The organism is Nocardia nova NBRC 15556, assembly GCF_001613005.1.
GTDB classification, from domain to species: Bacteria; Actinomycetota; Actinomycetes; order Mycobacteriales; family Mycobacteriaceae; genus Nocardia; species Nocardia nova.
Map to the genome: position 1 here is coordinate 16009 of NZ_BDBN01000088.1, position 24193 is coordinate 40201.

Below are 24193 nucleotides of genomic sequence, written 5' to 3' on the forward strand. Positions count from 1 at the left end.
GACCGCGAACCGCTCGCCGGCGGTGCGGACCGGCTGCGCACCGGTCCCTCGCCGGTGGACCTCGCCGAAATGGCGCTGGTCGAGGCCGAACTCGACCAGCGCTGGGGTGAAACCAAGATCGAGCCGTCGCTGACCCGGATCGCGACCCTGATGGACCTCCTCGGCTCCCCGCAGCAGAGCTATCCCGCCATCCACATCGCGGGCACCAACGGCAAGACCTCGGTCACCCGGATGGTCGACGCGCTGCTCACCGCGCTGCACCGGCGCACCGGGCGGTTCACCAGCCCGCATCTGCAACTGGCGACCGAACGGATCGCCATCGACAACGCGCCGATCAGCCCGGCCCGCTACGTCGAGATCTATCGGGAACTGCTGCCCTACGTCGAGATGATCGACGCGCGATCGACCGACGGAGCCCTCGGCGACGGACCGGGACCGCGGATGAGCAAATTCGAGGTCCTCGTCGCGATGGCGTACGCGGCGTTCGCCGAGGCACCGGTCGATGTCGCGGTCGTCGAGACCGGGATGGGCGGCACCTGGGACGCGACCAACGTCATCGACGGGCAGGTCGCGGTGATCACGCCGATCGGCCTGGACCACACCGACTATCTGGGGCCGGATCTGGCCTCGATCGCCGGTGAGAAGGCCGGGATCATCAAGAAGTCGCCGCAGGATCTGCTGATTCCGCGCGACACCGTGGCCATCATCGCCGAACAGGATCCCGAGGCGATGGAGGTGCTGCTGCGGCGCGCGGTGGAGGCCGATGCCGCGGTGGCCCGCGCCGGGTCCGAGTTCCGGGTGCTGTCGCGCCGCGTCGCGATCGGCGGTCAGGTACTGGAGATCCAGGGGCTCGGCGGCGTCTACGACGAGATCTTCCTGCCGCTGCACGGCGAACACCAGGCGCACAACGCGGCGCTGGCGCTCGCTGCGGTCGAGGCGTTCTTCGGCGCCGGCGCGCAGAAACAACTCGACATCGACGCGGTGCGCGACGGATTCGCGGCGGCGGCCAGTCCGGGCCGGATGGAACGGATGCGCAGCGCGCCGACCATCTTCATCGACGCCGCGCACAATCCCGCCGGTGCGCGGGCGCTGGCCGCGACCCTCACCGAGGAATTCGACTTCCGTAAGTTGGTGGGCGTGGTCGCGGTGCTCTCGGACAAGGATGCGGCCGGCATTCTCGCCGCGCTGGAGCCGGTGCTGGACGAGATCGTTGTCACCACCAACGGTTCACCGCGGGCGCTCGGCGTCGACGAACTCGCCGACCTGGCCGTCCAGCGTTTCGGTGATGAGCGAGTCGTCACCGCGAACAGCCTCGCCGATGCGGTCGAAACCGCGATCGCAATCGCCGAGGAAGCGGGCGACGCCGGCGAACCGGTATCCGGCGCGGGCATCGTGGTCACCGGCTCGGTGGTCACCGCGGGTGCGGCGCGCTCGCTGTTCGGGAAGGACCCCGCGTGATGCGGTGGGCCGGAGGCGGCAGCTTGCGTCACCACGCGGGCCCGGCGGAACGTGGATGCAGGGTGCAGTGGGAAGCTGGTGTCGAGGGCATCGGCGGTGCGGCGCGGAGGAGGCAACGTGGGTAGCGAGGACGATGTGCGCGGCGAGGCCGGCGCACCGAAGCCGGGTGTACCCGCGCCCGCGACCGACCCGTGGAAGGGTTTCCGCGGTGTGATGGCCGGTGCGCTGGTACTCGAGGCCATCACCGTGCTGCTGGCACTGCCGGTGGTCGGGGCCGTCGGCGGCGGACTGAGCTGGTGGTCGGTGACCTACCTGGTCGGCCTGGCCGTATTGATGTTCGTCGGCTCCGGAATGCAGCGCCGCTCGTGGGCCGTGCCGTTCAATCTCGGCCTGCAGGTGCTGGTGCTGGCCGGCGGATTCATCCATCTGTCGATCGGCATCATCGGCGTCGTGTTCGCGGCCGTGTGGGCGTTCATTCTGGTCCTGCGCTCCGACGTCAAACGCCGCATGGACCAGGGTTTACTGCCCAGCCAGCGGATGCAGGGCTCGTCCTGAGGGCTCGGTTCGGAATCCCGTGGCAGCGCCGGTTAGAGTGGCGCCGTGACTGAGCAGACGTTGGTACTCATCAAGCCGGACGGCGTGGCCCGAGGCCTGGTTGGTGAGATCATCACCCGCATCGAACGCAAAGGCCTGAAGATCGCGGCCCTCAAGCTCGAGCAGGTTTCCGAAGAACTTGCCGCCGCCCACTACGCCGAACACGCCGACAAGCCGTTCTACGGCTCGCTGATCGAATTCATCACCTCCGGACCGGTCGTTGCTGCCATCCTCGAAGGCCCGCGCGCCATCGCCGCCTTCCGCCAACTCGCCGGCGGCACCGACCCGGTCGAGAAGGCCGTTCCCGGCAGCATCCGCGGCGACTACGCCCTGGAAACCCAGTTCAACCTCGTGCACGGCTCCGACTCGCCCGAATCCGCGAAGCGCGAGATCGCACTCTGGTTCTAGCTCTGTCTTTCAGGCTCCGATTCGCACCGGCGGGTTCGCGGCCTCTGGGCTCGCCGTTCGGGCATCCGACGGCGAGCCGGCCGCGAACGGTCGCTCGGAGGACTCGCTCCGGGCCGGGTGAGCCGGTTTGCTCGCGGGTCGCGGCGACACTCCAGCCAGTGATCGACGTCGGTCGGCAAAGACCTCCTCAGGTGTAGGAAAGAGCCGCCGGTCGGGCCACGGAAACGGGGCGGTCGCGCTCCGATGGCGTACCAGTGGGTCGCTGTGTGGGATACTGGAAGCGGATGTGATCGACGCCTACCTATCGGGGCAGGTGGCGAACGCAACCGAATGGCACCGCGGCTCGACGCCGATCATCGCTGCCCCGGACGGTTACAAGACTCGCTGTTCGGCGGCACGCTGGATGAGCGCTCGAGCTCAGGTGTGCAAGCCAACAGCCAGGCGCCGCGTGACCAGTTAGCCCGAACGACGTACGACAGGTGATAACCGGGCACGCGGGGCGAGACCATCAGACCTTGCGCCACAGGCGTGAGGCGAACGGACAGCGCCCCCGCGTCGGCCGCGTCACTCTCGTACGAGTGGGACGCGCCCGGGGGCCCGAGGAGATTTCGTGGCCGATCAAGAGCCGCAAGGAACATCGCAGAGCAATGGTGAATCCACCTCGACCGAGGTGGCCGGGGTAGGGGAGGCAGCGCAGTTGCCCGAACGTATCCGGGTGCACGCGCTGGCGAAACTTTTGGGAACCACCAGCAAGCGCATCCTTGCCCACCTGACCGAACTGGGTGCGGAAGCCCGCAGTGCCCAATCCAGCCTGGACCGGACCGTCGCCGAATCCGTGCGCGACGCGCTCGTTCCCCCACAGGCCGGCGCCGAGCAACCGGTGGCCGAGCCCGCGACCGAACAGGCCGAGACGCCTGCTCCGGCGCCCGCCGAGAGTGCGTCTCCGGCGACCACATCCACCGCCGCGGCCGATACCGCGCAGACCGCCACCGCGCCGGATACGGCCGGCGAGCCCGTGCCGAGCGAGTCCGGCGCCTCCACCGCGGTCGCCGAAACCGAGGTCGCCGATACCGTGCAGGCCGCGGGCGTCGCCGAGGCCGCCGGCACGGCGAACTCCGCAGTGACATCCGAGTCGCCGGCGACCCCCGCCGAGCCCGAATCGGCACCCCACACTTCGCTGTTCACCAGCCCGTTCCAGCAGCCCGTCGCGCAGCCCGAGGAGCCGGTCGTCTTCGAGCCGGCGAGTATCGCGGCCGCGCCGCTGTTCCTGCCGCCGGATGCCGCGGCGGCCGAGGAGATGCGCCGCCGCCGGCGCGCCGAACGCGAGGCCAAGGCCGCCGAAAAGGCGGCCGAGAAAGCCGCTGAAAAGGCCGCCGAGAAAGCCGGCGAAAAGGTCACCGACACCGAGCCGGAGGAAACTCCGGCGGAGCCCGAGTCCGTCGCGGCAGCCGAGCCCGAGACCGAAGCCGGCGGCGACTGGGACGACGAGCAGTCGCGTGACGAGCAGGAGGACGGCGGTCGCTCGCGTCGTCGCCGCCGTGGCCGTCGCGGTCGCGGCCGGGGCCGGGGCGAACAGCACGCCGATCACGAGTCCGACGACGAATCCGACGACGAGGACGCCGAGTCGCACGCCGACTCCGACGAATCCGCCGAGGAAGCGGCCGCCGAGCAGACCGGCGAGGAGAGCGACGACGAGTCGGGTTCGACGCCGGAGGGTTCCACCCGCCGTCGCCGTCGTCGCCGTCGTCGCAAGGCCGGTGAAGACAACGAATCCGAGCCTGCCGACGACGATCCGCCGAACACCGTCGTGCACGAGCGGGAACCGCGCAACAAGCGCCGCGCGGTCGACGAGGTGCAGGGCATCAGCGGGTCGACCCGGCTGGAGGCCAAGCGGCAGCGTCGTCGCGACGGTCGCGAGGCCGGTCGCCGCCGCCCGCCGATCCTCACCGAATCGGAATTCCTGGCCCGTCGCGAGGCGGTCGACCGGGTCATGGTGGTCCGCGAGAAGTCGTTCCCGGCCGGTGAACACTCGCATGTCGGCGCGACCACCCAGGTGGCGGTGCTCGAGGACAACATCCTGGTCGAGCATTTCGTCACCAACACCGGCACGGCGTCCATGGTCGGCAACGTCTACCTGGGCAAGGTGCAGAACGTGCTGCCCAGCATGGAGGCGGCGTTCGTCGATATCGGCCGCGGCCGCAACGGCGTGCTCTACGCCGGTGAGGTGAACTGGGAGGCCGCCGGGCTCGGCGGCAAGGAACGCAAGATCGAGCAGGCTCTCAAACCCGGCGACACCGTCCTGGTGCAGGTCAGCAAGGATCCGGTGGGGCACAAGGGCGCCCGGCTGACCACGCAGATCAGCCTGGCCGGTCGCTTCCTGGTCTACGTTCCGGGCGGGACCTCGACCGGTATCAGCCGCAAACTGCCCGACACCGAGCGCAAGCGGCTCAAGGAGATCCTGCGCGATATCGTCCCGCAGGACGCCGGAGTGATCATCCGCACCGCGTCCGAGGGTGTGAGCGAGACCGAGCTGGCCCGCGACGTCGAGCGGCTGCAGGCCACCTGGAAGACCATCGAGAAGCAGGCCGAGAACGGGTCGGGCGCGCCGAAGACCCTGTACGAAGAGCCGGACCTGCTGGTCAAGGTGGTCCGCGACCTGTTCAACGAGGACTTCTCCAAGCTGGTCATCGAGGGTGACCGGGCGTGGACGACCGTCGAGAACTACGTCCGCACCGTCGCACCGGACATGCTGGCCCGGGTCGAGCGCTACGAGAACAACGGCGTGGACGTCTTCGGCAGCCTGCGCATCGACGAGCAGCTGGCGAAGGCCCTCGACCGCAAGGTGTGGCTGCCGTCCGGCGGCACCCTGGTCATCGACCGCACCGAGGCGATGACCGTGATCGACGTCAACACCGGCAAGTTCACCGGTTCCGGCGGCAGCAACCTGGAAGAAACGGTCACCCGCAACAACCTGGAGGCCGCCGAGGAGATCGTGCGCCAGATGCGGTTGCGCGATATCGGCGGCATGATCGTCGTCGACTTCATCGACATGGTGCTGGAATCCAACCGCGATCTGGTGCTGCGTCGCCTCACCGAGGCGCTCGGACGCGACCGTACTCGCCATCAGGTGTCGGAGGTCACCTCACTCGGCCTGGTCCAGATGACCCGCAAGAAGCTGGGCACCGGACTGGTCGAGGCGTTCTCCACCACCTGTGAGCACTGCCACGGCCGCGGCATCATCGTGCACAACTACCCGGTCGAGACCGCGCCCGCCGAGGAAGGGGCCGGCCGCCGCGAAGGCCGTCGCCGCCGCAAGGACAAGGACCGCGACAAGGACACCAAGCAGGCGAGCACCGCCGCGCCCGAGACCGCGGATGCGCATCCCGAGGAGGAGGCGGCCGTCAAGCGCGCTCATCCGGTCGCGCTCGCGATGGCCGCGCATCACACCGACGACGAGGTGGCCGAGGCCGCCGCGCCGGTCGAGGCGAAGGCGGAACCGAGCCCGCAGGCCAAGGGCTCGCGGGATTCGCGCCGGGGACGTGCGAGGGCGGCAGCGGCGGAGGTCACCGAATCCGCTGAAGCCGAAGCCGTGCGAGCGGAACCCGTGCAAGCGGAAGCAGCCGATTCCGTGGTCGCCGCCGGTCGAGACGGCTCCGAGCCGGTCGCGGAGCCCGGGCGGCCCGCACAGGAGCCCGCTGCCGAACGGGTGCCCGCGGTGACCGGCCGAATCGGAGCACAGTTGGCGCCGGCCGAGCCCACGTCCACTCCAGCTCCGGCGGAGACGAAGCCGGTCGAGAAGATGCCGGTCGAGAAGAAGCCGGTCGAGAAGAAGCCGGACGAGCAGGCTCCGGAGGCAGGTGTCCGTCGCGGCCGCCGCCGGGTGGCTCGCACCGCGTCGGCTCCGTCGACCGACAGCCGGGGCGCGGTCTTCGTCCTGACCGACGCCGATCAGGACAGCGCGCCGAAGTTCTCGCTCGACGAGCTGGCTCCGGCCGAGGTGACCCCGCGGCAGCGGACCCGTCGCCGGGCCGCCGGGCGAGCCGCGGGCGCGCCGGAATCGCCGAACTGATCCGGGGCGTCGAACCGGAGAACTCGCAGCACAGGCCCCGCCCGCACGGCGGGCGGGGCGCCGCCGCGGATCGCGTTCGGAGTGGTGGCGACCCGGTTTGGTGCGTGGGGTGGCAGTCCTGTAATCTTGGACAGTCGCTGCCCGGTGACAGCACCGTGTTGTGTTGAGAAAACGCTGCGCTGTCATGAGATCCGGCTCGAAAACGAGCCCTCCGGTGCGGAAGAAGTACCGAGGCGGCGGTGACTATCAGACCAGTCGTACGGCGGTTTCCGGTGTCCACCGGCAGGCGGCCGTGTGAGCAGAGTGCCGAGCACTAGTTGAGGAAAGAGGGCAGCCGACCGATGGCAACGTACGCGATCGTCAAGACCGGCGGAAAGCAGTACAAGGTCGCGGTCGGTGACCTGGTGAAGGTCGAGAAGATCGAGGGTGAACCGGGCACGGCCGTATCGCTGTCGCCGGTGCTGGTGGTTGACGGCGCCGAGCTGACTACCGATGCCGACAAGCTGGCCAAGGTTTCGGTGTCCGCCGAGGTGGTCGAGCAGACCAAGGGCCCGAAGATCCGGATCCACAAGTTCAAGAACAAGACCGGCTACCACAAGCGTCAGGGCCACCGTCAGAAGCTGACGGTCCTGAAGGTCACCGGCATCAAGTAATTTCGACCTAGCGGAACCACCCGGTTTCGAATCGAGGAGTTTTCAGCCATGGCACATAAGAAGGGTGCGTCCAGCTCTCGCAACGGTCGCGATTCCAACTCCAAGCGACTCGGCGTGAAGCGCTTCGGCGGCCAGGCCGTCAAGGCCGGCGAGATCCTGGTTCGCCAGCGCGGAACCCACTTCCACCCCGGCGTCAACGTCGGCCGCGGCGGCGACGACACGCTGTTCGCCCTCGAGGCGGGCGCGGTCCAGTTCGGCACCAAGCGGGGCCGCAAGACCGTCAACATCGTGGTACCGGAGCCGGTGCAGGCCTGAGCCGCGCCGGAGCCTTCTCCACACATTCTTCGAAGCGGGCCAGGGTTTAGCAGATAAACCCTGGCCCGTTCGCCGTTCCGGGAGGCTCACCACCACCGTCCACCGAAACACAGAGGTCCAGCTGGCATGTCCAAATTCATCGATCGTGTGGTACTGCACGTCCGCGCCGGTAAGGGCGGCCACGGCTGTGCCTCGGTGCATCGGGAGAAGTACAAGCCGCTCGGCGGACCCGACGGTGGCAACGGCGGCAACGGCGGGGACGTGATTCTCGAAGTCGACCCGAACGTGCACACGCTGCTGGACTTTCACTTCCACCCGCACGCCAAAGCCGGCAACGGCAAACCCGGCGAGGGCGGTAACCGCGACGGCAAACAGGGTTCGGAGCTGCTGCTGAAGGTGCCCGACGGCACGGTCGTCATCGGCGACGGCGGGGAGGTCGTGGCCGATCTGATCGGCGCGGGCACCCGGTTCGTGGCGGCGCGCGGTGGCCGCGGCGGACTCGGCAATGCGGCGCTGGTGTCGCGCGCCCGCAAGGCGCCCGGCTTCGCCCTGCTGGGTGAGGAGGGCGAGGAACGCGATCTCGTTCTCGAACTGAAATCCGTGGCCGATGTCGGCCTGGTCGGGTTCCCCTCGGCCGGAAAGTCTTCGCTCGTTTCGGTGCTCTCGGCGGCCAAGCCCAAAATCGCCGATTACCCCTTCACGACGCTGGTGCCGAATCTCGGCGTGGTGTCCAGCGGGGACACCACCTTCACCGTCGCCGATGTGCCGGGCCTGATCCCCGGCGCCAGCGACGGACGCGGCCTGGGGCTGGACTTCCTGCGGCATCTCGAGCGATGCGCGGTGCTGGCTCACGTAGTCGATTGCGCCACGCTGGAACCCGGCCGCGACCCGATCTCCGACGTCGACGCGCTCGAGGCCGAACTGGCCGCCTATCGCCCCGCCCTGCAGGCCGACGCCGGCCTGGGCGATCTGGCCGATCGGCCGCGCGTGGTCATCCTCAACAAGGCCGATATCCCCGACGCCGCCGAATTGGCCGAGATGGTGACGTCCGAGTTCACCGAGCGCGGCTGGCCGGTGTTCACGATCTCTGCGGTGAGCCGGGAAGGTTTGCGGCCGTTGACCTTCGCGCTGGCCGATATGGTCCGCGAGTATCGCGAGGCGCATCCGAAGGCGGCGCCGAAGCGTCCGGTGATCCGGCCGGTGGTGGCCGGGGAGACCGGCTTCACCGTCGAACCCGATCCGGAGGTCGAGGGCGGCTTCATCGTCCGCGGTGAGCGCCCCGAAAGATGGGTGCGCCAAACGCAGTTCGACAACGACGAGGCCGTCGGCTACCTGGCCGACCGGCTCGCGCGCCTGGGCGTCGAGGACGAGCTGGTTCGCCAGGGTGCGGTGCCCGGCGCCGAGGTCACCATCGGCGATGTGAGCTTCGAGTGGGAGCCGCAGATCTCGGCCGGCGTCGATATGGTGATGACCGGGCGCGGGACCGACCCCCGCCTGGACCAGACCGACCGCATCTCCGCCGCCGAGCGCAAGCATGCCTCCCGGGTGCGCCGCGGCCTGGTCTCGGAGGACGAGGACCAACCGTGATCGCCCGCCACGCCGGTTTGCCGGTGTGTGCGGGCGTGCCGGTCCGGTAGTCGTCGTGCGTCACGGTGGTGGCGCGTCAAGTGAGTGAGTGTTGTTGTGACACAGGTGGATTACGATAAGGGAGCGGTAACTACTAGGCAGTCGATCCGGACCGCGCGCAGCGTGGTGGTCAAGATCGGCTCGTCGGCGCTGACCAGCCTCGAGGGCGGACTCGACAACGCGCGCCTGGACAAGCTCGCCGAGGCGATCGAGGCCCGTATGCGCGCCGGATCGGATGTGGTGGTGGTCTCCTCCGGTGCGATCGGCGCCGGCATAGCCCCGCTCGGATTGGCCGCCCGCCCAAGGGATCTCGCGACGAAGCAGGCCGCGGCGAGCGTCGGCCAGCTGGCGCTGGCCCACGCCTGGGGCACCTCGTTCGCCCGATTCGACCGGGTGGTGGGGCAGGTGTTGCTCACCGCGGGTGACTTCGCCCGGCGCGAACACCACCGCAACGCGCAGCGCACCCTCGACCGTTTGCGTGCCCTGCACGCGGTCGCGGTGGTCAACGAGAACGACACCATCGCCACCGAGGAGATTCGCTTCGGTGACAACGACCGGCTGGCCGCGCTGGTGGCGCATCTGGTCGGTGCGGATGCGCTGGTTCTGCTGTCGGATGTGGACGGACTCTACGACGGCGACCCCCGCAAGGGCGCCGCGACATTCATTCCCGAGGTGCGCAACAGCGCCGACCTCGACGGTGTGATCGCCGGTAGCGGTGGCGCACTCGGCACCGGCGGTATGGCGTCGAAGCTCTCGGCCGCCCGCCTCGCCGCCGACGCCGGCGTGCCCGTCCTGTTGGCCGCCGCCTCCGATGCGGCGCTGGCACTGCGCGACGCCTCGGTGGGCACGGCCTTCGCCGCGCGTCCGGTCCGGTTGTCGGCCCGCAAGTTCTGGGTCCGCCACGCCGCCGACAGCCGCGGCGCCATCCACCTCGACGCCGGCGCCGTCAGGGCCGTCGCGCATTCGCGCCGGTCGCTCCTCGCCGCCGGCATCACCGGTGTCAAGGGCCGCTTCTACGGCGGTGATGTGGTCGACCTGCTCGCTCCCGACGGCCGCACCGTAGCGCGCGGCGTCGTCGAATACGACAGCACCGAACTGCAAGCCATGGCCGGCCACTCCACCTCCGAACTGCCGGAAGGTATGCAGCGCCCCGTCATTCACGCCGACGATCTGGTGAAGCTGTAGGCATCTCGGCTCCGGATCGAGAGTCGTACCCGCAGCGCGAAAGCCACTCGGCCTCTGTACGTTCCGGCTCCGCCGCCGAGCCGTTCGATGAGAAGGCTGTCGAAACGTCGCGATCGATGCCGCCGTGTCGGTCGGCGGCAACATTCTCGACGGAGTTCCTACCGCCGCGCCACGCTGATCAACAGCGGTGCCCGGACCGGGCGGGGCGCGTTCCGCCCGGCCCGGCGGCGACTGCCGAATCTCGCGCGACCGACTATCGATCGGCCCCGGGGATACACCGGTGGTCGGGAGTCGCCGATGTGTCGGTGTTGGGGATGAGGGCTACGTGTGTGCGCCGACGACAACGTCCTCGACGGGAGCTGCTACTCCTGTTCCGCAGTCGTCGGCCGGCTCACCTGGGTTGAGCGCTGGGTGATGTGTCCGGACATAGCTGGACTGCCGAAATCTCACGCCCCCGAATACCGATCAGCCCGGCGGCGATACCCCGGGTTGGTCGGGAGTCGTCGGTGTATCGGTGTTGGGGATGGGGCCGGTGATACCTGGCTGACCTTCCTGGTCGGTGAGCGGAGGCGCCGACGGGTCGGATGGGCCGGGGGCCGGAGGTGGTGCGGGCGTGGGGGATTGGGGTGGCGGGGTGGATGCCGACGGGTCGGGTGAGTGCGGTGCGGGGGTGCCGGAGGGTGGCGGGGGAGCCGGTGCGGTGGTGGCCGGCGGCGCGGCATTCGGATCGGGCGGCGGTGGACCCGGCGGCACCGAACTGTCCGGACCGGACGGTGCGGGCGCCTGCGTCGGGTCGGGCGAGGTAGGAGCGGAGGAGGTCGGGGGCGCCGGGGTCGGCGCCGGGCCCGGATCGTGTGTCGGTGCGGCGGGGGGTGGCGCCGAGGGACTCGGTGCCGGGTCGCCGGGCGCGGGCGCGGGTTGCGTCTGCGAAGGTGCGGGAGCTGGGCTCTCGGGTGCGGGTGCGGGTGCGGGTGCGGGTGCGGGTGCGGGTGCGGGTGCGGGTGCGGGTGCAGACGGCGAGTGCGGCGTGGGTGTGCCGGGGGCAGTGGCCGAGTCCGGTGCCTGATCGGGTGTCGAGGGCTCCGGCTCGGAAGGCAGTGGGGCGGTGGGGCTTTGGTGTGATTGCGGCCGGTCGCCGTCCGGGCTTGCGGGAGCGCTGGGGCGCGGTCCGCCGGGGTCGGCTTGTGCCGGGGGTTCGGGCAGGGCCGGGACCGCGGTGCCCGCGGCGGAGTAGGCCGGTTTGTAGATCATGTTCATCGTCAGAATCGCCTCTTGACGCATGACCTCCTGGGCGATGCGCGCATCGATCACATGCGCGGCCTCGAGCACCCGGGCGATGGCGCCCACCGGTCCGGAATCGCCCGGCGGCGGTACCGCCATTTTGACAGCTTCCGCGGCTCCGGCGACCGCCCCGAGCCGAGCACCGACCTCACCGAAGACAGCGGCCAACTCGTCGACGGAGGCGGCGAAGCTGTGCGCGCTCGCGGCGGCGGCCTCGGCGGCCGGGCCCTGCCATCCGGCGTGATCCATGATTCGTTCGGCCTGCGATCGGGTGGCGGGCATGGATCCGGTCAGCGTGGCGGCCGCCTCCAACCAGATCAGCGAGGCCTGCAGAATCTCACCGGCCTCGATCTTCTCGGTTCCGGTGTGGATCTGCTCATGCGTCATCGACTCGAAATGTTCCATGGCGCTGATGTATTGGGGGTCGGTGTGCGAAGCGGCCGGCCCGTAACGGAATTCGGCACTCATCGCGACAGTCCGGAGGAGATCGCCCGCAGCGCGGCCGCATGCGCGGAATCGGCCTCCTCGTAGAGCCCGGCGCTGGTCAGGAAGGCCTCTTTCATGCGGTAGGCGGCGGCAATGTACTGGTCGAGCAGTTCGGCCGCATCGCGCGCCTTACGGCCGAAGCCGGCCTGTAGCTGCTGCGCGGAGAAGAAGCCTCCGAAGCCGCTGAGCTGCGACACCGAATCGAGGCGCTGCTGTAGTTCCCGAAGCCGGTCGGCCTGCTGCTGATAGATCTCCGCGCACCCACGCGCGGCCGCAGGATCGAAGGTGACGGTTCCCCCACGCGCGGCCTGCAGGAAACGGGTGATATCGGCCTGGCTGGTCTCGATCGTCATGCGCACCCCTGAGATCGGTCGGTCCGATCAGCCTAATGGGGAACGCCCGAAGGCGGCAGCGGAGCATTACCACGTAGGGCTCCCCATTGGGCTGTAATCACACAGCCCGATGAGGGATGGCCGAGGCGGCTTCCCGGTGAGGCTGCAGGTCGACCCAGCTTACTGGTTCCGGCGATGTCCGGTCAGCCCGAGTTGCCCGAATCCGTGCATGCCACAGTCATCGCGGAATGCGTTTTTGCAGATGAGCGCCGATCTGCTGCCGGCTCGCGGGCACGATGTGGACTTCGTCGCCCGCCTTGATGAGATAGCGCCCGTCGTCGGCGACGTCGATCCAGGTGTAGTACAGCGGTGGGGGTGGTGTGGCCCGGTCCAATCCGGATTCGATGCGGATATGTCCCTCGGCGGTATGCGGTTTCAGCAGCAGGCGGCGTATGCGCGGCGCCGGCGGCGAGGTCGGCCGTGGGCAGTCGTCGTCGCGCACCGCTTCGCTCGGCGCCGAGCGTGCGGGTTCGCCTCCGGCCGGGCACTCGGGCAGCAGGGCGGCGATGCGGGCGCCCAGTTTGGCGGTGTGACCGATCGACAAGCGGATGGATCCGCCGAATCCGGGTGTGCGTCCCGGTTCCTGGATCGCGAGTACGGCGTGGTCGTAGATCGCCGCCGCCACCGCCCGGATTTCGGTTCCCGCGCTGTGCGCGCCCCCGATCGCGACCACGCGGGTGTGCGGCGCGGCGAGGATGCGCAGACAGGCGGACAGGTCGGGGTCCGCGCCGAGCGGCAGCCGTACCTCGAGGGTCTTGCGCAAGGTGGCCGCCTCGTCCTCGGTGCGGGGTGACTCGAGAATGCGAAGCGGGAAGGGATGGCGATCGAGGTCGGTCTCGCGCCAGATGTGCGCGAACTCGTCCGGTGTGAATGTCCAACTCACGCCGAATTACACCCTCCACCGATCGTCACGAGCCTCAACGTAGCGTAGCCGCGCACCCGGCGGGCGGCCAGCCGATCTTGTTCGGAATTCGGTTAACACCGGTGAGCGGGGCCGGTATATCGAGACAACGCCGTGGTGACCGCCTGTGCATCGCGGCATGCCGGATACGTGATCACCGGTATTCCGAAACGTCGACACTTCAGATATATCGTTACGAACTCTGCGAGCGACCGCTGGGCAGGCGCACGGTCCGCGATGACAGGAGACCTGGTGCACGAATCCGAAGCGAGCCTTGCCGAAGCCGCGGAGGCGGGCGGGAAGGCGGCCGGGCTGCGTCGGTTGCGCGATGCGGCGTTGCCGGTGCCGGATTGGCTGGTCGTCGAGCCGGCGCTGTTCGAGCACATGCCGTCCGAGATCGTCACGGCGGCAGCGGATTTCGTGGTCGCCACCGACCTCGACGAGGCGCTGATCCGCGGCGCCCGGCTGCGCGCGAGCATCATGACCGCCACACCTCCGGATGCTCTCGTCGGCGCGATGGACGAGGTGTGGCGGCGTCTCGGCCGTGGTCCGGTGGCGGTCCGGTCGTCTGCGGCGGTGGAGGACGGAACCACGTATTCGTTTGCCGGGCAATTCGATTCGTTCCTGAACGTCTCCGGCGCCGAGGCGATCGCCTCGGTGGTGACGGCCTGCTGGGCCTCGGCGTTGTCGCCGCGGGTGATCACCTACTGTTTCGCGCACGGACTGGCGCTTCCGGAGATGCCGGCGGTCATCGTGCAACGCCTGATCGCGGCGGAGGCCAGCGGTGTGCTGTTCACCTGCGATCCGAGCACCGGCGCTACGGACCGGATGCTGATCAGTGCCGTCTACGGACTGGGCGAAGGGCTGGTCTCTGGTGCGGTGGACGCCGATACCTATGTCGTGGACAAGTTTTCGGGCGAAGTCATCGATACGACCTTGGGAGAGAAGGCGACTCGCTACCGACCCGACGGCGACCAGGGCTGCATCGCGGTGGAGGTCGATCCCGCGCTGCGTTCACGACCGGCGCTCACTCCGGATCAGGTGACCCGGCTGATCGAGGTCGGCCGTCGGATCGAGAGCTCGACCGGCGCCCCGCAGGACGTCGAATGGGCCTTCGATGCGGAAGGCCGGCTCTGGGTGCTGCAGGCACGCCCGGTGACCACCGCGGTCGGAGATTCGTTGCGCGGCGCCGGGGAGGCGGTGCCGGACGGCGACCTGCGAATCTGGGACAACTCCAACATCATCGAGAGTTTCAGCGGGATCACCTCACCGCTCACCTTCACCACCGCGGCCGATATCTACGGCCGGGTGTATCGCGGATACGCCGAATCCCTGGGCGTGCCGCGGGCGCAGGTTGCGCAGACCGACAGCTGGACTCCGGTGCTGCTCGGCTACTTCCACGGCCGCGTCTACTACAACCTGCTGCACTGGTACCGGATGGTCGGCATCGCGCCCGGCTATCCGCTCAACCGCCGTGTCCTCGAGGCCGCGCTCGGCGTGGCCGAACCACTGCCCGACGACATCGCTAAGACGCTGCGCCCGTTCACTTTCGGCAATCCGGTGCGGCGAGTGCTGTCCCGGACGCGCACCACCGCGATCTATCTGCGCCGCATCGCCGGGATCGACGCCATGATGCGGCGGTTCCTCGACGATTTCTACCGCGTCTACGACGATTTCGAATCCCATGACGACAGCGCCGACACCGGCGCTCAGGCCTACGCCCGCTATCGCGAACTCGATCGGGAGCTGGTGCACCGCTGGGGTCCGATGATGGTTCTGGACGCGATGCTGCTGACCCTCACCGGCCTGCTGTACGTGCTCACCCGGCTATTCCTGCCGAAGGCGCCGGAGTGGTTCCTCTACGCCGTCGCGGGGCCCGGGGCCGACGTCGAATCCGCCGAGCCGGCCCGCGCGATGTCCGCCCTTGCCGCCACCGTCCGCGAGAACGCCGAACTGCGCAAACTACTGGAAAGCACTGCCCCGGAAGGTGTGTACGACGCGCTGGTGACGGCGGGCCACGACGAATTCCGGGCGCGCGTCGACGAATACATCGACCGCTACGGCTATCGCAGCCTCGACGAACTGAAGCTCGAGACGCCGGATCTGCGGGAGGATCCGTCGGGCCTGTTCGTCATGGTGCTGGCGGCGCTACCGGAACAGCAGGACCGCGCCGCCGACAACGCGCAACGATATCTCGATGCGCACCTGCGTGGTTGGCGCCGTGTGATCTATGAACGCTTGCGGCGCAAGGTGGCTCGCTGTGCCGCGCATCGGGAGAGTCTGCGCTTTTGCCGTACCCGCGCCTTCGGCATGGTCAAGCGAACAATCCGAATCATGGGACGAGACCTGGTGCGGCGCAATATCATCGACGAATTCTCCGATGTGTTCTACCTGACGCTGCCGCAACTGCGCAGCTGCTACGAGGGCGGCGAGACGGCCGGTCTGCGCGCGGTGGTCGCCGCCCGCAAACAGCAGCGCGCCGCCGACGCGCGCCTGGTCGCGCCGGCCCGCTTCGTCACCCATGGCGGTGGTTTCGGTCCGGCCGAACTCGCGGCGGTCGGCTGGGTGCCGATCACCGACACTCCGGCGGCGACCGCGGGCGCGGTCTTCACCGGGACGCCGTCGGGCGGCGGTATCGGGATGGGACCGGCGGTGGTGGTCGACGAACCGCGCGATGTGGCGGGCGGTGTGCTCGTCACCTATCGAACCGATCCGGGCTGGGTGGCGGTGTTGCCGTCGGCGACCGCACTGGTCGTCGAGCGCGGCAGCCCGCTCACCCATGTCGCCATCGTCGCGCGCGAGCTCGGCGTGCCGACGGTGGTGCAGATTCCGGGCGTCACCAGATCCGTTCGTACCGGTATGCCGTTGCGGGTCGACGGCAGCAGTGGAACCGTCACCGTGCTCGATGAAGGGGAGGCAAGCGATGCCCAGTGAACTGCCGACGACCGGCGACGACCAGGAATTGGTGCGCGGCTGGCTGGTGAATCCCGCCACCGCCACCGGCATCCACCTCGCCGACGAAGCGGACGGCTGGCAGTTCCGCAGCTACGCGGAGCTCGCCGAGCTGACCTGGTCGGTCGCGGGCCGGCTGCGCGAACGGGGGCTCGCGGGCGATGACGAGGCCGGCGTCTGCGTCGTCATGCCGACCGGATTCCCCTGTGTCGCCGCGTTTTACGCCGTCTGGGCCTGCGGCGGGGTGTTCACGCCCATCGCGCCGCCGATGTTCGCCGATGTGGAGCAGTATGTCGCGCATGTCGCGGCGATACTCGACCAAGCCGCGCCCCGCGTGGTCGTCACCTCGGTGGAGCTGGAAGCGCTGGTCCGGCAGGCGATGACCGCGGCCGGGCGCGCCGACGAACCGGTCGTCGTGGCCGAAACCGGGACGCCCGCCGAACGGACGCTCGCGCCCGTGGCCGAGACGGCACTGCTGCAATTCACCTCCGGGTCGACCGGAACCCCGCGCGGGGTGCGCGTGTCGTGGCACAACCTGGCCAACAACATCCGGATGATCAGCCGGCTGATCGACTGGCGGCCCGGCGAGGCGATGGTCTCCTGGCTGCCGCTCTACCACGATATGGGCCTCGTCGGCGCATTCCTCACCACGGTCGCCAATCAGGGGGACCTGTATCTGATGCGGCCCGATCAGTTCGTGCGCGATCCCGCGCGCTGGCTGCGGGCGATGGCGCACGCCCAGCATTCGCCGTCGCCGTCGTTCGCCCTCGGCTATGTCGCACACCGCGTTTCCCCGGACGACATCGCCGATCTGGACCTGTCCGGATGGCGGACCCTCGCGGTCGGTTCCGAACCGGTCGAAGTCGAGGATCTGCGGTCGTTCGCCGAACTCACCGGCGCGCGCGGCTTTTCCGCCCGGGCCTACACCCTCGCCTACGGTCTGGCCGAGGCCACGCTGATGGTCACCTCCTCGGCGCGTGACCGGCCGCTGACGGCCTTGCGCCTCGATACGGCGACCCTGCGGCCCGGTGAGCGGGTGCGAGTCGTCGCGGAGGTCGCACTCGCCGACGATCGGTGGGTGAGCGGCCCGGGCTGGATCACCGGCCTCGGCTTCTCCACTCCCGAATCCACCGTCGTGGTCGTGGACGAGGACGGCCGCGAACTGCCCGACGGGGTGCTCGGGGAGATGGTGGTGATCGGCGATTCGGTCGCACTCGGCTATACCGACGGCACTGGCGGCGCAACACGCATCACCGACGGCCGGCTCTACACCGGCGACGCCGGATTCCGGTATCACGACGAGGTATTCGTGCTGGGCCGGATGGGCACGAGCCTGAAGGTCCGGGGACGTTCGGTGTTCATGGAGGACATCGAATCGCGGGTGGCCCGCGAAACCGGTATCACCAAGGGCAAGCTCGCGGCGGTCTCGCTGACCGGCGGCGCCACACCCGGCATCGTGCTGTTCGCCGAAACCGCGCCGGGGGAGTGGATTGCCCGAGCCCGGACCGTGGTGCGGGGCGAACTGGGGCCCGCGGGCACCGTGGGCGTCGTCACCGGACCGCGTGGCTTCATCCGCCGCACCTCGAGCGGCAAACCGCGCCGCCGCCACATGTGGCAGCTGTATACCGAGGGGCGTTTGGCGGGCGCCACCGAACATCCCGCCACCGACACCACCACGGCGGGTCTGTCCACCGAGCCCGCGCTGCCGCTCGATCGTGCCGAGCGGCTGCTGGCCGCCGCACTGGAAACGGTCTCGATCCCGCCGAATTCCGCCGCTCTGTTCGAGGGGTCGCTGGCGGAGGGGTTCGGCAACGAGGGTTCCGATATCGACTTCCTGATCGTGGCACCCGGTGCCGAGGAGATGCCGACGCTACCGACCGTGGTGTTCGCCGACGGCCGTCGCATCGAGATCCGCACCCGGTCCGAGGCGCAACTGCGGGCGCAACTCGCGCGGGTGGCCGGTGCGGACGGCGCCGGTGACCTCGACGAGGACGTGCTGAACCGGTGTCAGCGGTTCCGGAACGCGACGGTGGTGCGGTCGAGCGCGGCCGTGGATCTGGACGGGTTGTCGGCGCTGCTGCCCGCCGGCACCTTCGCGGCGACCGTGTCCGACTGGTGGGCTCGGCGCAGCCGGCACGCGCTGTGGTTCGCGGTCGCGTTGCACGCGATGGGCGCCGACGCGGAAGCCGACGGGTGGGCCCGCGACGGCCTGCTCCAAGCCGTCAAATCGTGGGGCGCGACGCGCGGGGAAACCTATATCGAGACGAAATGGCTTCCGCGACAGCTCGATCGAATAGCCTCGGTCGATCCGGGCGCCGCCGAGCTGATCGACGCCTACCGTGGTCTTCCGGACACCGCGACACTCGACGAGCTGCTCGCACTGGCTCGGCGATTCGGCATCGCGGACGTCGCCGATGATCCCGACCGGATTCTGCTGGCCCGGATCGACGGCGTGACCACCTGGCCTATCGGGGACCGGATCCATGTCCTGCGCGACGACACCGATGTCTTCGCGCTCTCGGCTCGCGGTGCCGCGGCCTGGCGTGCCGTCGTCGCCCGCAAATCGGTCGCCGACATCCTGCGCCGGTCGCCGATCGGGACCGAACTCGCCGAATTCGTCCGCCTGGGCTTCGTCGGACTGGCTCTGCGCGGCGGCGAGATACTGCGTCCCGCGCTCGCCATGTGCAAACCGCTACGCCCCGTCACGCCGATTCCGTCCACGCGGATGCCCGCGCTCGGACTCGCCGGCGGCGGCGCGGACGGGGATATCGCGACCCTGTCACCGCTGCCGGCCCGGCGCTTCGTCGCCTGTGCGATGGAGGTGGTCTGGTCGAACGTGGTCCTGGAGAACGCGCGCGAGGATCTGATGGGCGCGGTCAAGGCGGGCCAGGGTGCGGTTGCCGATATCGCGGCGCATCGCACGATCGCCATGTGTGTGCGAATGGTGCTGTCCACCTACGGTATTCACCCGCTACCCGCGGACGTCGCGCCCGGTCCGACGCTGACCGCGCTGGTGCCGGATGCGGGATCGCTGCGGGAGCTGGCCGACCGCGCGTCGGCACTGCGCTTCTCCGCGGTCCTCGGATCGGGTGCGAGCGGCCTGGACGAGCTGGCCGTGCTGGACGAACTCGCTGCGGCCGTGCGAGAGATCGCCGGTGGCACGCAGTTCCCGGCGTCGTTCGATTCGCGGGAGCAATGGCGGCGCACCCTCGACATCAGCTACGACTGGCTGCGCCCGGCCGCCTACCTCGACACCGAACTGCCCCTCGACGAGGCCCGCGACCTGCTCGGCTCGGGCGGGCAGCAACCCCACCAGCACGACGGAGGACAGTGATGACGAATGTGGACAGCCCAGTGGCGGAACGGGTTCGCCGACTCGTCGTCGCGATGGCGCCGGCGCCGCCCGCCGAACCGGGTGACCGGTTGCGGCTGATCGAGGATCTCGGCTTCGACTCGCTGCGCTTGATGGAGCTGACGCTGGTCCTCGAACAGGCCTTCGACCTACCGCGCTACCGCCCCGAACAGCTGGCCGGCGTGCGCCGCATCGGGGACGTGGTGACCCTGATCGAGGGGGTGGGATTGTGACCGGCCACGACGCCGTACTGGTGACCGGCGCGGGCGGCCTGGTCGGCGCCGAGGTGGTGGCGCGCCTCGGTGCGGCGGGACGGCCCGTTGTCGGTGTGCTGCACAGCACTTCGCGGATCGTCGGCAACGACGGTTCGCAGCTGGACGGCATCGAGACGGTGCGCGGCGATATCCGGCGGCTGGGGTTCGGCCTGTCCCGGCACGACGCCGCCGAACTCGGTTCCCGCGTCGGCATGATCGTGCACGCCGCCGCGACCACCGCTTTCGACGCCACCGCCGGCGACTACGAGGAACTGAACGTGCGCGGCACCGCGCACGCGATCGAGCTGGCGCTGCGCTGGGACGTGCCGCTGGTGTACGTGAGCACCGCCTATGTCTGCGGGATGCGGACCGGTGTCGTCGCCGAGGCGGAACTCGACGTCGGGCAAGCGTTCGGAAACGGCTACGAGGACAGTAAGTTCCGTGCCGAACGTCAGGTGCGTTGCACACCGGGACTGCGCTGGGCGGTCGTGCGCCCCGGTGTCGTCACCGGCGCCGCCGGCACCGGCGTGATCCGTGACTACAAGAACCTCTACACGGTGGTGAAGTTGATCGTCGAGGGCAAACTGCGTTCGCTGCCCGGCCGCTACGACGCCACGATCGCACTCGCCCCGGTCGACTTCGTCGCCGATGTGATCACCGCCGCCGCCACCGACTTCGAATCCGCTGTGGGACAGACCTTTCACGCCGTCGGCGCCGATGCGCTGTCGCTGCGCGATATTTCGGACGTCCTCGCCGAATATCCGTCCTTCCACGTCGCGACCTTCGTTCCCGAAGCCACCTTCTCGGTGGACGACCTGGAACCGCTGGAACGTGAATACTTCCAGCGCATCGGCGCGCTCTATACGAGCTACTTCGCCCGCCGCCCGCTGTTCGACACCACCGCGACCCACGCCCTGCTCGGACGGGATTGTCCCGCGACCGGCAAGCCGTATCTGCGAGTGCTCCTGGACCACTGCCTGGAAAGCGGCTACCTCGGCGATCCGCTGCCCTCGGTACCGGAGGTGCTGGCGCGCTTCACCTCGGGCGCGAAGACGGGAGGCAGCCGATGAACCTGGCGCAACTGCTGGCGGCGTCGACACCGCTGCCGGACAAGGCGGCCGCCTATGCCGAGGACACCTACGTCCAGGAGACCGTCGACCACCTCGGTGCGGCCGGACTCGACGCGGCCGAATTCTCCCGCCGATACTCACTGCTGCTGCTGAAACCGGACGCGATCGTGGCCCGGGCGGTCGAACCGACCCTGCAGTGGTTGCGGGACAACGACTTCCGTGTCGTGGCGTCCCGTATCTGCGTGGTCGACCGGCATCTGGTGCGCGCGCTGTGGTATTTCGCGTGGAATATCGCCTCGCCGGAGCGACGGCGACTGGCCGATCTGCTGACCGAGATTTCCGACGCGCTGGTCCTCGTCGTCTCCGGCGAACCGGAGACGCTGCCGACCTCGGTGCGGCTCACGGCGGCCAAGGGACCGACCGATCCGGGTAAGCGGCAGCCGGGCGAATTACGTTATGTTCTGGGCAGATACAGCTATCTGCTGAATCTGGTGCATTCGCCGGACGATCCGGCCGATGTGCTGCGGGAGTTCGCGATCTACTTCGACACCGACACCCGCGCGCGGGTGCTGCATGAGATCGGGACCGGGCAGGACCGCGGTGCCGAAGCCGCCGCCTGCGCCGCGAAGCTGTACTCCCGCACTCCCGCACGGGTTTTCACGCGTTCCGCCGCCACCGCGCGTCTGCTCGCCGACCTCGGCGACGTTCCGGCGGACTTCGATCCCGATCGAGACGAGGACTGTGCGCTGCTGTTGCGGCGCGCCTGGGCCACGGGCCGTTCGATCGATCCGTGGTCGGCCATCGTCCTCGGCTCCCAGGTACTTCCCATGCGCAACGGCGGGCGGCGCCAGACCCTGCCCCCGGTATCCGCACACGACTGGTTGGAGGCACGACCATGACGATCGACACCGCGACCATCCCGACCGCGAGCCATGTGCACACCATCTCCCGCCATCTCGCCCACCGCTGCGCGGTATCGGAAGTCTTCGTCACCTCCCTGCACGCCGCGCGGTCCGACGAATTCGTGGTCGGCGCCCAGCTACCGCGCATGCACGCCTTCTACGGCGACCACCTGGCACCGTGGGACGGCAGCTACGACCCCCTGCTGGTGATGGAGGCGGCCCGCCAGGCGGCAATCGCGCTCACGCACGAATACTTCGGCGTTCCACAGGATTTCGGCTTCGTGGTGCGCACCTTCAACGGTGCGGTCGCCGAGAGCGACAACTGGGCGATCGGGCCCGCGCCCGCGGATCTTGTGATGTCGGTGCAGATTTCGCGCCGCCATCGGCGCGGCGAGGTGCTGCAGGGTGTGGATATGGTGCTCGACATCGAATGCGGGGGAGTGCCGCTGATGATCGTGGACGGATCCTTCACCTGGGTGTCGCCGTCGCGCTGGGAGGCGCTGCGCGGCGGTTTGCGCACCGCACTGGGGCTCGGCGACATCGGCGCCGCGCTGCCACCCGGGCAGTCGGCCGAGGCGACCGACGTGGGCCGGGCCAACGCGCGCAATGTGGTGATCGGCCCGCTGCGACGGGCGGGCGCGGCGGCGGGCGCCGAGCTGGTGATCGACACCGGGCATCCGATCCTGTTCGACCACCCGGTGGATCACGTGCCCGGCAGTGTGCTGCTCGAGGCGGCACGTCAGACGGTCACCGCGATGGCGGTGTCGGAGCCGGGCCGGCTGATCGGGGTCTCCAGTTCCTTCGAGCGGTTCGTGGAACTGGACCACCGCGCCGAATGTGTGGCGCGCGCCTCGGATTCCGTTCCGGGACAGATCGATTGCGAAATCCACCAATGCGGTGGGGTGGCCGCGCGCATCGGCCTGAGTTACGACACCGACGAGGCGGAATGCTGAGCGGTTCCGCCGCGCCCGCCGGCCGGTCGGAGCAGGAAGTGTCCGCGAACCGATATCGAGCGTCCGGATCGGCCCTCGTGCGGATCGCGCGGTTCACCGTCGCGCGCTACGAAACGCATCATCTGCTCTACGCGGTCCTGTTCGTCGGCGCTGTGGAGGGCACCGCGGCCGTGGTGTCGCATCCGGACTCCGCATGGCGCCCGGGATGGGCGACGGCGGTGCGCGTCCTCGTCGTCGCGCTCCTGCTGCTGTATCTGCGCATGGTGGACGAGATCAAGGACCTCGACTACGACCGCGTGCACAATCCGGAGCGGCCGCTGGTCACGGGGGCGGTAGGTGTCGGCGAACTGTGGATCGCGATCGGGGTGATCGCGGTGGCGCTGACAGTGGTGTCGTCGCTGCTGTCGTGGTGGTCCGCGGCCCTCGTCGTCGCCGCGATGGGGTACGGCCTCGCGCTGTGGGCGCTGGAAAGCGTGTCGGCGCGGATACGCGGCGACCTGCTGCTGAACCTGGCCGTGACCTACCCGGTGCAGTTGTGGATCATCGCCTACCTCGTGCGCTCGGCGATCGATACCGGGCAGGTCGAAAGTGGTTGGCGGACAGCCTGGGTCGCACTGATCTTCGCGGGCGCGTTCCTGCACTTCGAATTCGCGCGCAAGACGGTGGCCGACGTCAGGCCGGGGCAGTGGTACTACTCGAATGTGCTGGGAGTGCGGGGGAGCGTCGTCGCGACCGTGGGTTTCGCGGCCCTCGCGGTCGGTGCCGATGTGTTGCTCAGCCGACCGTGGGACCATCCGCTGCCGTGGGCGCTGCTGCTGTGGATACCGGTGGGACTGTTGCTACTTCCGGCCCTGGCGGCAGGCTCGTTCCTCACCAGGACATCGGTCTCGCCGTCGCCGCCCGAACCTGTCCGAGCCGGTCCGGCGTCGTCCGGTGAATCGGGCGGGGAGTCGGATTCGGCCACCCGCGCGTATCCCGTCATCCCGGCTGTGGTATTCGTACTGGTGTTGTATCTGATTCTCATCGTCACGGCCGTGACCTGGCGATAGTTCCCATGGCGGACAGGGGTTCACGGTCCAGGGGCATCGGAAGGCCACTGAAAGGGCAGTGACCGGGCCGCCGCGAGCGCGCACGCTTGGAAGTAGCACCCGGCGCCGCAGGATTGCCCCCTTCGCATCGTGCGGCACACCGGATCCGGCGCGGTTTGCCCTTGCCGCGTCGGGCTCGCGGTCCGGTGTCTCGTTCGTGGCGTCGGGTGCAACCACGACCCTTCCGGAGGTATCCGATGTCCGCCGCCCCGCAGCCGTACGGCCGCGCCGCGCGGACCGGCCCGGGTGGGCTG

At 69.3% G+C, this 24193-nt stretch carries 18 protein-coding genes; 15 read left to right on the forward strand and 3 right to left on the reverse strand.

Annotated elements, in window-relative coordinates; translation table 11 throughout:
• The first annotated feature begins 33 nt into the window (after positions 1-33).
• From folC to proB, 8 genes are all read left to right on the forward strand, one after another.
• Positions 34-1458, forward strand: coding sequence for a bifunctional tetrahydrofolate synthase/dihydrofolate synthase (gene folC / locus NN2_RS29100; protein ID WP_439955869.1), 1425 nt, complete (start codon positions 34-36; stop codon positions 1456-1458).
• A gap of 213 nt (positions 1459-1671) precedes the next feature.
• Complete coding sequence (locus NN2_RS29105) at positions 1672-2013, forward strand: DUF4233 domain-containing protein (protein WP_082857361.1); 342 nt, start codon at positions 1672-1674, stop codon at positions 2011-2013.
• 45 nt (positions 2014-2058) lie between these two features.
• A complete protein-coding gene (gene ndk / locus NN2_RS29110; protein ID WP_030512744.1) occupies positions 2059-2460 on the forward strand; it encodes a nucleoside-diphosphate kinase in 402 nt (133 codons plus the stop codon).
• A gap of 610 nt (positions 2461-3070) precedes the next feature.
• On the forward strand, positions 3071-6529 hold the full coding sequence (locus NN2_RS29115) for a translation initiation factor IF-2 N-terminal domain-containing protein (protein WP_063017689.1): 3459 nt from the start codon (positions 3071-3073) through the stop codon (positions 6527-6529).
• A 341-nt stretch (positions 6530-6870) separates the two neighbouring features.
• The gene (gene rplU, locus NN2_RS29120) at positions 6871-7182 is read left to right on the forward strand and encodes a 50S ribosomal protein L21 (protein ID WP_030512746.1); all 312 of its coding nucleotides are present in this window, start codon (positions 6871-6873) and stop codon (positions 7180-7182) included.
• A gap of 48 nt (positions 7183-7230) precedes the next feature.
• The gene (gene rpmA, locus NN2_RS29125; protein WP_030512747.1) at positions 7231-7497 is read left to right on the forward strand and encodes a 50S ribosomal protein L27; all 267 of its coding nucleotides are present in this window, start codon (positions 7231-7233) and stop codon (positions 7495-7497) included.
• Between the two features lie 126 nt (positions 7498-7623).
• Positions 7624-9084 (forward strand): GTPase ObgE, encoded by a 1461-nt coding sequence (gene obgE / locus NN2_RS29130; RefSeq protein WP_063017690.1) that lies wholly within the window; start codon positions 7624-7626, stop codon positions 9082-9084.
• 105 nt (positions 9085-9189) lie between these two features.
• On the forward strand, positions 9190-10308 hold the full coding sequence (proB, locus tag NN2_RS29135) for a glutamate 5-kinase (RefSeq protein WP_063017715.1): 1119 nt from the start codon (positions 9190-9192) through the stop codon (positions 10306-10308).
• Between the two features lie 465 nt (positions 10309-10773).
• Here proB and NN2_RS37485 read toward each other — a convergent pair whose 3' ends face one another.
• The 3 genes from NN2_RS37485 to NN2_RS29150 all read right to left on the reverse strand — a co-directional run bounded on the left by NN2_RS37485 (position 10774) and on the right by NN2_RS29150 (position 13350).
• A complete protein-coding gene (locus NN2_RS37485; protein WP_063017691.1) occupies positions 10774-12057 on the reverse strand; it encodes a hypothetical protein in 1284 nt (427 codons plus the stop codon).
• Positions 12054-12428: a hypothetical protein gene (locus NN2_RS29145; protein WP_030512751.1), complete on the reverse strand. Its 375-nt coding sequence runs from the start codon at positions 12426-12428 to the stop codon at positions 12054-12056. The genes NN2_RS37485 and NN2_RS29145 overlap by 4 nt, the downstream gene beginning before the upstream one ends.
• Positions 12429-12645: 217 nt before the next feature.
• Positions 12646-13350, reverse strand: a complete 705-nt coding sequence (locus tag NN2_RS29150; RefSeq protein ID WP_063017692.1) for an ESX secretion-associated protein EspG — start codon at positions 13348-13350, stop codon at positions 12646-12648.
• 270 nt (positions 13351-13620) lie between these two features.
• On the opposite strand from NN2_RS29150, the gene NN2_RS29155 reads away from it, so the two are divergent.
• From NN2_RS29155 to NN2_RS29185, 7 genes are read left to right on the forward strand one after another with little or no spacing between them, the layout of a single operon-like run.
• Positions 13621-16302: a phosphoenolpyruvate synthase gene (locus tag NN2_RS29155; protein ID WP_245658903.1), complete on the forward strand. Its 2682-nt coding sequence runs from the start codon at positions 13621-13623 to the stop codon at positions 16300-16302.
• Positions 16292-19654 (forward strand): AMP-binding protein, encoded by a 3363-nt coding sequence (locus NN2_RS29160; RefSeq protein ID WP_063017695.1) that lies wholly within the window; start codon positions 16292-16294, stop codon positions 19652-19654. The genes NN2_RS29155 and NN2_RS29160 overlap by 11 nt, the downstream gene beginning before the upstream one ends.
• Positions 19654-19905 carry an acyl carrier protein gene (locus tag NN2_RS29165; RefSeq protein ID WP_063017697.1) on the forward strand — a complete coding sequence of 84 codons (252 nt, stop codon included), beginning with the start codon at positions 19654-19656 and terminating at the stop codon, positions 19903-19905. Before NN2_RS29160 ends, NN2_RS29165 begins: the two co-directional genes overlap by 1 nt.
• On the forward strand, positions 19902-20996 hold the full coding sequence (locus NN2_RS29170; RefSeq protein WP_063017699.1) for an SDR family oxidoreductase: 1095 nt from the start codon (positions 19902-19904) through the stop codon (positions 20994-20996). Before NN2_RS29165 ends, NN2_RS29170 begins: the two co-directional genes overlap by 4 nt.
• The gene (locus tag NN2_RS29175) at positions 20993-21895 is read left to right on the forward strand and encodes a nucleoside-diphosphate kinase (protein ID WP_063017705.1); all 903 of its coding nucleotides are present in this window, start codon (positions 20993-20995) and stop codon (positions 21893-21895) included. Before NN2_RS29170 ends, NN2_RS29175 begins: the two co-directional genes overlap by 4 nt.
• Positions 21892-22851, forward strand: a complete 960-nt coding sequence (locus tag NN2_RS29180) for a ScbA/BarX family gamma-butyrolactone biosynthesis protein (RefSeq protein WP_063017707.1) — start codon at positions 21892-21894, stop codon at positions 22849-22851. The genes NN2_RS29175 and NN2_RS29180 overlap by 4 nt, the downstream gene beginning before the upstream one ends.
• Before the next feature lie 38 nt (positions 22852-22889).
• Entirely contained in the window at positions 22890-23900 is a 1011-nt protein-coding gene (locus NN2_RS29185; protein ID WP_063017717.1) for a UbiA prenyltransferase family protein, read from the forward strand.
• Positions 23901-24193 lie beyond the last annotated feature (293 nt).

Excerpts from the sequence above, each read along its gene's own strand:
- NN2_RS29145 (WP_030512751.1), bottom strand. The coding sequence starts at position 12,428 with ATGACGATCGAGACCAGCCAGGCCGATATCACCCGTTTCCTGCAGGCC.
- NN2_RS29180 (WP_063017707.1), top strand. The coding sequence starts at position 21,892 with ATGACGATCGACACCGCGACCATCCCGACCGCGAGCCATGTGCACACC.
- NN2_RS29160 (WP_063017695.1), top strand. The coding sequence starts at position 16,292 with ATGCCCAGTGAACTGCCGACGACCGGCGACGACCAGGAATTGGTGCGC.
- rpmA (WP_030512747.1), top strand. The coding sequence starts at position 7,231 with ATGGCACATAAGAAGGGTGCGTCCAGCTCTCGCAACGGTCGCGATTCC.
- NN2_RS29165 (WP_063017697.1), top strand. The coding sequence starts at position 19,654 with ATGACGAATGTGGACAGCCCAGTGGCGGAACGGGTTCGCCGACTCGTC.
- NN2_RS37485 (WP_063017691.1), bottom strand. The coding sequence starts at position 12,057 with ATGAGTGCCGAATTCCGTTACGGGCCGGCCGCTTCGCACACCGACCCC.
- NN2_RS29105 (WP_082857361.1), top strand. The coding sequence starts at position 1,672 with ATGGCCGGTGCGCTGGTACTCGAGGCCATCACCGTGCTGCTGGCACTG.
- rplU (WP_030512746.1), top strand. The coding sequence starts at position 6,871 with ATGGCAACGTACGCGATCGTCAAGACCGGCGGAAAGCAGTACAAGGTC.
- NN2_RS29175 (WP_063017705.1), top strand. The coding sequence starts at position 20,993 with ATGAACCTGGCGCAACTGCTGGCGGCGTCGACACCGCTGCCGGACAAG.
- obgE (WP_063017690.1), top strand. The coding sequence starts at position 7,624 with ATGTCCAAATTCATCGATCGTGTGGTACTGCACGTCCGCGCCGGTAAG.